General features: G+C 57.7%; 10 protein-coding genes and 1 tRNA gene. 8 read left to right on the forward strand and 3 right to left on the reverse strand.

The window, feature by feature from the left end:
- The 3 genes from ACRC1E_RS05975 to ACRC1E_RS05985 all read right to left on the reverse strand — a co-directional run.
- Positions 1–394 (reverse strand): aminotransferase class III-fold pyridoxal phosphate-dependent enzyme (locus tag ACRC1E_RS05975; protein WP_438514199.1); only part of this gene is annotated, 394 nt, incomplete at its 3' end.
- 274 nt (positions 395–668) lie between these two features.
- Positions 669–2,126 (reverse strand): aminoacyl-histidine dipeptidase, encoded by a 1,458-nt coding sequence (locus ACRC1E_RS05980; RefSeq protein ID WP_438514200.1) that lies wholly within the window; start codon positions 2,124–2,126, stop codon positions 669–671.
- A gap of 314 nt (positions 2,127–2,440) precedes the next feature.
- The gene (locus ACRC1E_RS05985; RefSeq protein ID WP_438514201.1) at positions 2,441–3,400 is read right to left on the reverse strand and encodes a tRNA dihydrouridine synthase; all 960 of its coding nucleotides are present in this window, start codon (positions 3,398–3,400) and stop codon (positions 2,441–2,443) included.
- A 273-nt stretch (positions 3,401–3,673) separates the two neighbouring features.
- Between ACRC1E_RS05985 and ACRC1E_RS05990 the strand changes: the two genes are divergently transcribed.
- From ACRC1E_RS05990 to ACRC1E_RS06025, 8 genes are all read left to right on the forward strand, one after another.
- Positions 3,674–4,603 (forward strand): HD-GYP domain-containing protein, encoded by a 930-nt coding sequence (locus tag ACRC1E_RS05990; protein WP_438514202.1) that lies wholly within the window; start codon positions 3,674–3,676, stop codon positions 4,601–4,603.
- Positions 4,600–4,821, forward strand: coding sequence for a DUF1653 domain-containing protein (locus ACRC1E_RS05995; RefSeq protein WP_438514203.1), 222 nt, complete (start codon positions 4,600–4,602; stop codon positions 4,819–4,821). The genes ACRC1E_RS05990 and ACRC1E_RS05995 overlap by 4 nt, the downstream gene beginning before the upstream one ends.
- A gap of 45 nt (positions 4,822–4,866) precedes the next feature.
- The gene (gene msrA, locus ACRC1E_RS06000; protein ID WP_438514204.1) at positions 4,867–5,400 is read left to right on the forward strand and encodes a peptide-methionine (S)-S-oxide reductase MsrA; all 534 of its coding nucleotides are present in this window, start codon (positions 4,867–4,869) and stop codon (positions 5,398–5,400) included.
- Between the two features lie 146 nt (positions 5,401–5,546).
- A complete protein-coding gene (locus ACRC1E_RS06005) occupies positions 5,547–7,802 on the forward strand; it encodes an ATP-binding protein (protein WP_438514205.1) in 2,256 nt (751 codons plus the stop codon).
- A 13-nt stretch (positions 7,803–7,815) separates the two neighbouring features.
- A complete protein-coding gene (locus ACRC1E_RS06010) occupies positions 7,816–8,451 on the forward strand; it encodes a response regulator transcription factor (protein WP_438514206.1) in 636 nt (211 codons plus the stop codon).
- A gap of 40 nt (positions 8,452–8,491) precedes the next feature.
- On the forward strand, positions 8,492–9,367 hold the full coding sequence (locus tag ACRC1E_RS06015; protein WP_438514207.1) for an NAD kinase: 876 nt from the start codon (positions 8,492–8,494) through the stop codon (positions 9,365–9,367).
- Positions 9,368–9,386: 19 nt separating this feature from the next.
- Positions 9,387–11,048: a DNA repair protein RecN gene (gene recN / locus ACRC1E_RS06020; RefSeq protein WP_438514208.1), complete on the forward strand. Its 1,662-nt coding sequence runs from the start codon at positions 9,387–9,389 to the stop codon at positions 11,046–11,048.
- Between the two features lie 70 nt (positions 11,049–11,118).
- Positions 11,119–11,206, forward strand: a tRNA-Ser gene (locus ACRC1E_RS06025).
- Positions 11,207–11,370: the final 164 nt, after the last annotated feature.

An 11,370-nucleotide genomic window follows, 5' to 3' on the forward strand; every position in this document is an offset into this window, starting at 1 on the left:
GGATTTCGTGCTTATCGGTACTAAAGTGGTCGGCTGCATACTTGCGTGCCAGCTTGAAAGCCGCCTCGTTAGCTTCCGCGCCGGAATTGCAGAAGAAAACGCGTTCGGCAAACGTCAACTCGGTCAGTAAGCTGGCCAATTCAAGCGCCGGCTCGTTGGTGAATACATTGGACACATGCCACAACTTGCCCGCCTGTTCGGTCAGCGTCGCCAGCAGTTCAGGGTGGCAGTGCCCAAGCGCGTTGACGGCGATCCCGCCGGCAAAGTCGACATACTCGCGCCCGGCCTGATCCCACACCCGCGAACCCGCACCACGTACCGGAATAAAACCGGCCGGGCCGTAATTGGGAACCATCACCTGATCAAAAGTGGCGCGGCTGACCGTATTCTTCATCTGCTTTCCTTCCTGCTGTAGCGGGTTGTTCTGGTAGTTTTGAGCGATTCTACATGGGAAGGCCGAATACCCACTTCACCTATGCGACATGCGTTTACACATTTACTTGACCCAGATCAAATTCGCCCGCATTTATCATGCAACAGCACCAGCGCACCCCAATCGGGTAAAGAGAAATATGGAAACTGCCTGGCGCACACGCGCCGCAGCCAAGGCACAGGCGTAAAAAACCCCGCACCAGGCGGGGTCAGTCACAGATGGCTCTAATACTAGATCAGGCCTTGGCCGGTACCGCCGCCAGCACCGCTTTGAGTAGCGCCCAAACCTTGCCGACTGACGCGACATCGACCCGCTCACCCGGCGCATGCGCGCCCCGAATGTCCGGCCCGAAAGACACCATATCCATCTGCGGATATTTGGAGCCGATCAAGCCGCACTCGAGTCCGGCGTGAATGACCTTGACGCCGCTCTCGCCGCCGAATTCGCGCGCATACACCTGCTGGAACAAGGCCAGCAGTGCCGAATCCGGATTCGGGGCCCAGCCCGGATACTTGCCTTCGCGCTCGATATCGCACTGCGCCAATTCAAACAGGCTGACAATTTCATCCGCCAGTGCCCGGGTACCCGACTCTAGCAGGGAGCGCACCATCAGGTTGGCAAACAGCGTGCCGTTTCCGATCTGCACCACACCCAGATTATTCGAGGTCTCCACAACCCCGCTGACGCGCTGGCTCATGCGCTTCACGCCATGTGGCGCCGCGTGCAAGGCACGCAGCAAGCGCACCTGATCGGCAGCCGCCATCACGCTGGCAACCTCGGCCGCCTCGTGTGCAACACTCGCGTCTTCATCGACGCCATACAACTCGAACTGCAGTAGCGCTTCAAATTCAGCCAGACGCGTATAGAGTAACGGCAAGCACTCTGCCGGCAAGGCAACAACAGCACTGGCTTCGCGCGCCAAGGCATTGCGTGCGGTACCGCCATCAAACGACACCAGCCGTAAACCCAGTTCGGTTTCATGCGATTTGATCAGTCGCAGCAGGCTTTTCACTGCATTGCCACGCCCTAGGTGAATATCACAACCCGAGTGGCCACCCTTCAAGCCCTTGATGACCAGCCGCGCACCCGCATAATTCGCCGGCAGTGCTTCGCTTGCGTAGCTGCTGCGCACATTGACATCTTCGCCACCGGCACAGCCCAGATAAAAATCGCCCCATTCTTCGGTGTCGATATTGATCAGCAGTTCGCCCTGCAGCAGGCCCGGCTCAAGCCCCAGCGCGCCGCCCATGCCGGCTTCTTCGTCTACTGTCAGCAAGGCCTCGATCGGGCCATGGTCGATATCTTCGCTTTGCAACACCGCCAGCGCCAGCGCCACACCGATGCCGTTATCGGCACCCAGCGTGGTGTTCTCGGCCACCAGCCAGCCATCTTTCAGCACCGGGCGAATAGGATCCTTGAAAAAATCATGCACGGTGCCGGCATTGGCCTGACACACCATGTCCAGATGGCTTTGCAACACCACCCCTTTGCGGTCTTCAAAACCCGGCGTTGCCGGCTTGCGGATAATCAGGTTGCCCGCCGCATCCAGCTGCGTCGTCAAGCCACGCAATTCGGCCCAGCCCTTGAGATAATCACGCAATGCGTCTTCATGCTTGGATGGACGCGGGATTTCGCACAGGGTCTGAAAGTGCTCCCAGACTTCGGTCGGAGCGAGTTCGGCAATATGGGTCACGCGGTATTCCCTTCCTGAGATGGCTTGCTGGCTACCGGGCCTGAGCACCGGTTCGGTAAATTAGGATTTACTTTATCATGGCCAACGCGGATCGCGCCACGGCTAGCCCGTCGCGGCACAAAGGCCGCGCAGCACAGCAAAGAGATAACGGCAGGCAAAAAAATCCCCCTTCCTGCGAAAGAAGGGGGCCATATGCTATTGAGGAAGTGCAACGACCAGCGCTGAGGACGCAGGTCTATCCAGACACTCAGTTTCTGGATGTGTCTGCATAATAAATGACTCTTGATTTGATATCTATCCGTAGAAATACTGAGTCAGACTTTTATTTCATCATTCAGTACCGCCTGAATATCATCCGCTTGCGTCAGCTTTCGAATGGCAGCAAACAGGATTTCAGCCTCGGGGTAGTGGCGTTTCATCTGTGGCAGCCACTGCTTGATCCGGCTGACCGGATAAGGTGTGCCCTCGCCCTTCGCCCGGCACTGGGCATAAAAATCCAGCACCCAGAGCATGACTTCAGACCAGGGTGCGGCTACGTCTTTTTCACCGCTCGCGTGATAACGCGCGATACGCCTGGCCAAATCGGGGGCAGCCAGCAGACCGCGCCCTATCATCACCGAGTCACAGCCACTAACCTCGCGTATCGCCAGATAATCTTCCAGCGACCACACTTCACCATTGGCAACCACAGGTACCGCCACATGTTCACGGATGCGGGCCAGCCACTCCCAATGGGCAGGCGGGCGATAGCCTTCGACCTTGGTACGGGCATGCACCGTCAGTTCGCTGACTCCACCGCTAACCAGTGCCTCGGCACAGACCAGCGTCAGCATCGTGTCTTCAAAACCCAAACGCATCTTGGCCGTCAGCGGGATATGCGAAGGCAAAGCCGCACGCACCACACGCACAATCTCGTGCATCAGTGCCGGCTGTTTCAATAAGGCCGCACCCCCGCCGTGCCGGTTGACTGTCGGCGCCGGACATCCAAAATTAAGGTCGATCACGCCAGCGCCATACTCGACGGCACGCAGCGCGTTTTGTGCCAGCGCCTGCGGGTCGGACCCCAATAGCTGCACCCGCAAGGGCACGCCGGCACGGGTTGCCCCCCCCGAGAACAACTCGGGGGCATGCCGCTGAAAGGTTTTTTGCGGCAACAGGGTGTCGCTTACCCGGATAAATTCGGATACGCACAAGTCGATGCCGCCAATGCCCGTCAGGACGTCGCGCATCACCTCGTCGACTATCCCTTCCATCGGCGCCAATACGATAGCCATAAGGAACATTCCTGCTGAAAACCCGCGATTCTAGCGAAGGGTGCGTGAAAAGTCGCGAGCTCCCGCCGGACAATTCATGCAAAGCAACATGCACTTGATCTCATCGCGGTTATAATTCCATTCATTATGATTTTATAGCCATGCGGTGCAGATACTCCCATGCCGTCTTTAGTACTCCCCGATACGCTATTTTCTCGAAACCGCCTAAGCCAAGATGGTGACCATGTTTTCCGTCTGAGTAGCAGGCAAAGGGATGAGTACGCGGCACAAAGCATGCCCGAGCACACGCTCTCCAGTCAGGATGATGGTTCTTCATTCTGTGCGCTGACCTTGCTTGTGCTGCGGCTATTGCCCTTACTGTACACGCCACTCAGTTGCCGCAATGCGGGCGCCGAGTTGCGTGCCATCGCAAATTCGCTAGGCCAACTGGTCGAGCAAAAGCCCGACGCCTGCATCGCTGCCATCCTGCTGTCACCTTATCAGCTATATACCCCGCGCCATGCCATTAACAGCGCCATCCTTGTCTACCTGCTGGCACAAGCGCAAGCGCTGGACACCCCCACTACCGAATCCCTGGCCTGCGCGGCACTGACGATGAATATCGGCATCGCAGATTTGCAAGACAAGATGGCGCAACAGGCAAGCCCACCCAGCACTGCACAACGGCAATTGATACGACTGCATCCGCTATTAAGCGCTGCACTCGTGAGGGAAATGGGGATTACCGATCCGCTGTGGCATGAGATACTGCTGCTGCACCATGAAGAATGGAATGGCAGCGGCTATCCGTTCCAATTGCTGCAGCCCCATATTTCGGAACATGCACACTTATTACATGTGGCCGATATAAGCTGCGCCAAATTGATGCCCAGAAGCTACCGCAGGCCCGTACCGGCACAGCAGGCGCTTACCCAGCTTTACAATAACCGTGACCAGTTAATTGATGGCCGCCTCATAGCGCTGCTGGTACGCACACTAGGCATCTATCCGCCAGGAGAATTTGTCGAACTGGACAACGGTACGATCGCCATCGTGGTTGAGCGAACCGAAAATATTCAGGCACCGCGTGTTGCACTGCCGACACACCCCGCGCAGCGCATAGACACGGATAAGCCGCCCTACCGCATCAAGCGCCCGACCGTACCGCATATCAATGCCAGACATATCAACTTGCTGGCCCGCTTCTGGGAGTCATCCATATGAGCACCAAACCCGAACTCAGCGCCGGACGCTATCGTCACTACAAGGGCAATGACTATGAGGTCATTGATCTGGCGCGCCATTCAGAAACCGAAGAATGGCTGGTTGTGTACCGCCCGCTATACGGTGAAGGCGGGCTATGGGTACGCCCTTACGCCATGTTCGTCGAAGATGTCTTGGTTGACGGCGTCAGTATTCCGCGCTTTGCCCGCCTGTGCTGAATCAATTACATGCATGACCAAGCCAGACAATAAAAAGGAAAAACCATGTCGATAGCTATTTTCGCCGGCGGATGTTTCTGGTGTACCGAAGCCGTATTCAGCCGCCTTCAAGGGGTTAGTCAAGTGGAGCCCGGCTATATCGGTGGCCACACCGTACAGCCAGACTATGCGCAGGTTTGCGCCGGCAAGTCCGGCCACGCAGAAGCGGTACGCATCCGCTTTGACGACAGTATTATTTCTTTTGAAACGCTGCTCGACGTCTTTTTTACCACGCATGACCCAACCACAGCCGACCGCCAGGGCAACGACATCGGCAGCCAATACCGTTCGGCCATTTTCGCGCAAGATGCAGCACAGGAAGCCTGCGCCCGGGCACGGATAGCGCATGACAATCAGGCGCAAAGCTTTGGCGCGGCGGTGGTCACCCAGCTAGAAATCGCCCAAATCTTCTGGCCGGCTGAAATTGAACATCATGCCTATTATGCCAGCCATCAAACTGCGCCCTACTGCCAAGCCGTGATCCAGCCCAAGCTAGCCAAGCTACGGGCCAAACATGCAGGCAAGCTGACAGGGGATTGAGTGCGCAGGCATAACAGGCCAAACACGCACACCATGTCCGGTATCCGGCTACGGTGTGCGATGGAAATGCGGCGCCACGATCACGGATCACAAAACTTTCAGCACCGCCCCTACTCACCTACATGGTTTACCGCGCCGATTTGATGATGCATGACCTTAGCACCCGATTAAAGAACCAGCACCAACTGGTCAGCGCTTTATCTGTACGTCTGCGTCTGGCTTACGCTGCAGCCTGGTTGCTGCTGACACTCGTGCTGCTCGGTATCGCCATCATATCGGGCATCAGCCGCCATCAGGCATGGTTTCAAGCCAATGCGCTGCATATCAAGTCATCGGTAGAAAGCCGCTTGCAGCTTAGCGAGAGCATCCTGTTCAGCCTGACCGATGATGCCCGCCAGAAGCAGGGCTTCGAGCAGGAGGATATCTCGACTTACGCCCGCTACATGCAAACGCACTATCCCTTCATCCACACCATGGGTTTTCAGCCACTGATCAAGGCCGGTGAACGTGCCGGCTATGAAGCCGCACAAAGCACCCTATGGCAAAGACCAATCACCATACAGGGCTACACCCCTGAATTCGCTACAGGCAGGCAGGCGGCTCAGGGTAAAAATGGGTTAGCAATCCCAAGGTACTGGCAATCCATACCGCTGACCATGATAGAGCCCCGCCAGAACCATCCTGCCAGCCCCATAGGAATGGATCTGCTCAGTACTCCGGTGATCAAGCACACCATTGTGCAGGCGATGCGTAGTGGCGAACTGGAAGTTTCCCTGCCGCTAACCTTGAGCAACGGCAGGCCAGGTCTGGCTTATGTGCAGGCTATCTACGAGGACAGCGCCAAGGAAGTCGCGCCACAAGACCGAAAACAATATGTGCGCGGCATCACCCTGCTGGCCATCAATACCGACCAGCTACTGCAAATTCCACAGACACAAAGCAGCCACACGGCTATCCGCCTGCACCGCATAGACAGCAAGCACAGGGGCGACGATATCGCCAGTCACCAAAGCATGGGTGACCCAGCAACGAACACGCCATACGACTGGCTGCTACCGAAAAACCACACCCGCCTGCGGATAGACCGCAACTATTTTCCGTATGAACTGGAAATCAGCGAGACGGCTAGACTGCCCTCTATCCCGCCCGCCATTTTGATCCTGCTGCCCTGCGCCTCTGCACTCTTATGCTACTTATTACTACTGGTTGCCGGCATACAACGGCAGGCACAATCCCGCCACGACGAAGTCTCACGCAGCCTGGACAAAGAACGCGAACAGGCCATGGTCACCCTGCAGGCCATCAACGATGCGGTCATCGTGATTGATCAGCACCGGCAGATCAAATATATCAACCCCAAAGCCTGCAGGCTGATAGAAAAAAAGGCGGACGACATGCGCGGCCAGCCTCTAGCACAAGCGCTGACGCTGCATTACGAACTGGCTACCGAAGCGGCACCAGACCTGATCGCGCAATGCATAGAGTCCCGGCAAGACGTTAATCTGCCCCAGCATTGCCATTTGATCAGACATGACAGCCAGCACTTGTATATTGAAGGCACGCTATCTCCGCTTCGCGGGCCACAAGGCGAAATGCAGGGTGTCGTTATCGCCATCCGTGATATGGCACCGCTACGCGCACGCATGGCGGAATCCATCCTGCATCGCGAGGAACGCCTGAAACAGCATGCCTTCGAGCTGGCGCGCGCCGCGCGCATCACCAGCATGAGCGAGATGGCTTCAGGCATAGCGCACGAGATCAACCAGCCGCTGTCTGCCATTGCCAGCTACAACGAAGCGGCGCTCACCTTACTGGATGACGATGAACCGGATCGCCATTTATTAAGACGCGCTTTGCAAGGCAGCGTAGAGCAAGCACAAAGAGCTGGCCATATCGTGCACGGCTTGCGCAATCTGGCCACCCGCCAGCGTACCGAACGGGTTCCTGTCGACATCAATCAGGCGATACGCAATACGCTGATGCTGGCTGACAGCGAGCTAAATAGTAAAACCATCCATTTAAGCACCTTCCTGGAAAGTAATCTGCCGCGCGTTTTTGCCGACTCCATCCAGTTGGAACAGGTTTTGTTCAATCTGATTCGCAATGCCATTGAAGCCATGCCGGCCCAGCGGCACTGGGGCTGCCTGAGCATCCGCAGCGATACCCAGGATGGCCATGTACGCGTGCACGTACACGATAGCGGCCATGGCATTCCGGCGAACGATTTGCCGCATATTTTCGACCCTTTCTTCAGCCACAAGCATCAAGGCATGGGTCTGGGCTTGACCATCAGCCAATCGGTTATCGAATCATTTGGCGGCACCATCCATGCCGATAACCATCCGGATGGTGGCGCCGTATTCCGCTTTGAGCTGCCGGCCATCATCGGCAGCCAACCCTAAAGAAGAACCCGCCATGATCAAGACCACACCTACAATTTATCTGGTTGATGACGACCCCGCCATACGCGACTCGCTCGCCCTGCTGATAGGCAGCCATGGCGGTTGTGTCGAAGCCTATCCGGATGCGCCGACCTTTTTGGCCGAAGCCGCCAGCGACGACATCGGCTGCCTGATTCTCGATATCCGCATGCCGCATCTGTCCGGCCTCGCCTTACAGGCGCATTTGCAAAAACAGGGCATCCAGTTGCCCATCATCTTCATCACCGGCCATGGCGATGTTGCACAATGCGCACAGGCTTTCAAAAGTGGTGCCATCGACTTTATCAGCAAGCCGATAGACCAAATCCAGCTCATGGGTAGCGTGCGGCGCGCCATCCGCCAAAGCATCCAACTGCAAGAAAAAAAAGCCGAAACCCGGGACGTCGCCAACCGTCTGGCACGCATCAGCGAGCGCGAGCGCGCCGTACTGGATATGGTGGCCGAAGGCCTGTCCAGCAAGGAAATAGGCAAGCTGCTCGATGTCTCGCCACGCACCATAGAAACGCATCGCGCCAGCTTGTTTGCCAAGCTGGAAGTCAGCACACTGGCCGAGCTGATCCGCTTTTACCTATGCTCACTGGAAGCCTCTCGCAGGCCCACTACCCCATAAGCGTTTTGGCAGACGGCGCACAACACGGTAAGATTCGACCATGACTTGCCTATTCAAGAAAATTGGGCTGTTTGCCCGCCACAGCAAACCCCAGATCGTGACCTCATTGCGCAAACTGGCCGACCATCTGGCCGCTCAAGGCATCGGCGTGCTGATAGACAGCGATAGCGCCAGCGCCGACGAGGCCGGCCCGCATCAACTGATAGACCGCAACGATATAGGTAAACTGGCTGATCTGGCGATTGTACTGGGCGGTGACGGCACCATGCTGGCCGTGGCACGACTGCTGGCGCCCTATCGCGTACCGCTGGTCGGCATCAATCAGGGGCGACTGGGTTTCATGGCCGACATCCCGCTGCACGAGATGCTGGGTACAGTCGATGCCATACTTGTCGGCGACTTTATCCCCGAAGACCGTATCTTGCTAACCGCGTCGGTATTGCGCGAAGACGCCGAAGTCGTCAGCGCGCTGGCACTGAACGACATTGTCGTCAGCCGTGGCGGCTTGGGCTCGATGATAGAGTTCGAGGTTTTCATCGATAACCAGTTTGTCTACAGCCAGCGCTCGGATGGCCTGATCATCAGCACGCCCACCGGCTCCACCGCCTACTCGCTGGCCTCGGGCGGCCCCATCCTGCACCCGACCCTGCAAGCGATCGCATTGGTCCCTATCTGTCCGCAATCGATGAGCAACCGCCCGATTGCCGTCTCCGACAGTTGCGAAGTGGAGTTCATGCTGACACGCGGTCTGGATACCCGCGTGCATTTTGACGGGCAGTCGCATTGTGACCTGATGGAAATGGATCGCGTCATCGTGCGCCGCTACCGCAACCCGCTGCGTATCCTGCATCCGGCCGGATACAACTACTACGACATGCTGCGCCACAAGCTGCACTGGGGCGAACGCCTGCTCTAAATCACACTGAACCGACACCATGCTGCTATCGCTCTCCGTTCGCGACTTTGTTATCGTCGACGCCCTGACCCTGGAATTCAATCAGGGGTTTACCGTCCTCACCGGTGAAACCGGTGCCGGCAAATCCATCATTCTGGATGCGCTGGGCCTGCTGCTGGGCGACCGCGCCGAGGGTGCGCAAGTGCGCACCGGTGCCGACCGCGCCGACCTCTCTGCCGTATTCGATATCTCGCGCCTGCCCGAGCTTGGCGCATGGCTCTGCGGCAACGATCTGGCCGGCGACGACGGCGAGCTACAGCTGCGCCGCAGTCTGGATAAAAACGGCCGCTCCAAAAGCTTCATCAACGGCCAGATCGCCACCCTCGCCCAACTGCGGGAGATAGGCGACTATCTGGTCGACATTCATGGCCAGCATGCCCATCAGTCTCTGGTGCGCCCCGACATGCAGCGCGGCCTGCTGGATGCCTATGCCGGCGCCACATCGCTGGCGCGCGATGTCAACAGCGCCTGGCAAGATTGGCAAGGCGCACGCCGCGCACGCGAAGAAGCCGAGCGCATGAGCCGTGAATCGGAAGTCGAGCGCGAGCGACTGAACTGGCAAATAGGCGAACTGAGCGAATTGGGCTTACAGCCCGATGAATGGACCCCGCTCAACCAGCAACACTCGCGTCTGGCCAATGCGGTCGAATTGGCCCAAAGCGCCCAGCATGCCGTGGACTCGCTCTCCGAAAAAGACGGCAACTGCCTCTCGATCCTGACTCAGGTGCAAAGCCGTTTATCCCGGCTGGCCGGCGTCGATCCGCGTCTGGCCGATACACTGGCACTACTGGACTCGGTCGATGCCGAACTGCGAGAAGTCGTCTACAGCCTGCGCGACTACGCCTCCGATCTGGACGAAGACCCGGCCGAACTCGCCCGCATCGAAGGCCGCATCGAAACCCTGATCGGTGTGGCACGCAAATACCGCTGCCAGCCGCAAGATCTGGGTGAAAAACTGGTCGACTGGCAACGCCAGCTGGCCACACTGGAAGCCAGTACCGATCAGGAAGCACTGGCCACCACGGAGGCGGCGGCACTGGCGCGCTACCGCACTCAAGCTGAAGCCCTGTCGGCCAAGCGCCGGCAGGCTGCAGGCGAGCTATCAAAGCGTATCGCCGGTGAAATGCAGCGACTGGCCATGGGCGGCGCACGCTTTGCCATCGAATTGTCCGCGCTAGCCGAGCCTAGTGCCCACGGTCTCGAATCCATCGAATATCTGGTCGCAGCCAATGCCGGCAGCACCTTGCGCCCACTGGCCAAAGTCGCCTCCGGTGGCGAGCTGTCGCGCATCAGCCTATCCATGCAGGTCGTGATTTCTCAGGTCGCTGCCGTACCGACGCTGATCTTCGACGAAGTCGACGTTGGCATTGGCGGGCGCGTGGCCGAAGTAGTCGGCAAACTACTCAAGGAACTGGGCAGCCATTACCAGGTACTGGCCATCACGCACCTGCCCCAAGTTGCCTCCTGCGGCGATGCGCACTGGCAAGTTGCCAAGGAAAACATCCATGGCAGCACCGTCAGCCGCATCCTGCCGCTGGATACCGAACAACGAGTCACGGAACTGGCTCGCATGCTGGGCGGCGAAGCCATCACCGAAACCACGCGCCAGCACGCGGCAGAGATGCTGGCGGCCAACGCATAAGGCACTAGCAAACGGCAGAATAATCCGTTATTATGCGCAACTCGATCAGCAATGCATCGAGCACGATTTAGGAGGTTTGGGTGAGTGGTTTAAACCAGCAGTCTTGAAAACTGCCGACGGGAAACCGTCCGTGAGTTCGAATCTCACAGCCTCCGCCATAGACATAGTAAACATGCGCCCTTCGGGGCGTTTTGTTTTTCTACCCACGTTACTACCCATGTGAAAAAAGCCGATTGGGGATATATCATCATTTGGCTAACTGGTTCGTCACATCTCAAACCGATGCATCCACCTGTGCCTGCCTGGGCACTCAGTTCAAGTG

The organism is Craterilacuibacter sp., from assembly GCF_051659485.1.
Taxonomy (GTDB): domain Bacteria; phylum Pseudomonadota; class Gammaproteobacteria; order Burkholderiales; family Chromobacteriaceae; genus Craterilacuibacter.

Excerpts from the sequence above, each read along its gene's own strand:
- ACRC1E_RS05985 (WP_438514201.1), bottom strand. The coding sequence starts at position 3,400 with ATGGCTATCGTATTGGCGCCGATGGAAGGGATAGTCGACGAGGTGATG.
- ACRC1E_RS05990 (WP_438514202.1), top strand. The coding sequence starts at position 3,674 with ATGCCCGAGCACACGCTCTCCAGTCAGGATGATGGTTCTTCATTCTGT.
- ACRC1E_RS05995 (WP_438514203.1), top strand. The coding sequence starts at position 4,600 with ATGAGCACCAAACCCGAACTCAGCGCCGGACGCTATCGTCACTACAAG.
- msrA (WP_438514204.1), top strand. The coding sequence starts at position 4,867 with ATGTCGATAGCTATTTTCGCCGGCGGATGTTTCTGGTGTACCGAAGCC.
- ACRC1E_RS06005 (WP_438514205.1), top strand. The coding sequence starts at position 5,547 with ATGCATGACCTTAGCACCCGATTAAAGAACCAGCACCAACTGGTCAGC.
- ACRC1E_RS06010 (WP_438514206.1), top strand. The coding sequence starts at position 7,816 with ATGATCAAGACCACACCTACAATTTATCTGGTTGATGACGACCCCGCC.
- ACRC1E_RS06015 (WP_438514207.1), top strand. The coding sequence starts at position 8,492 with ATGACTTGCCTATTCAAGAAAATTGGGCTGTTTGCCCGCCACAGCAAA.
- recN (WP_438514208.1), top strand. The coding sequence starts at position 9,387 with ATGCTGCTATCGCTCTCCGTTCGCGACTTTGTTATCGTCGACGCCCTG.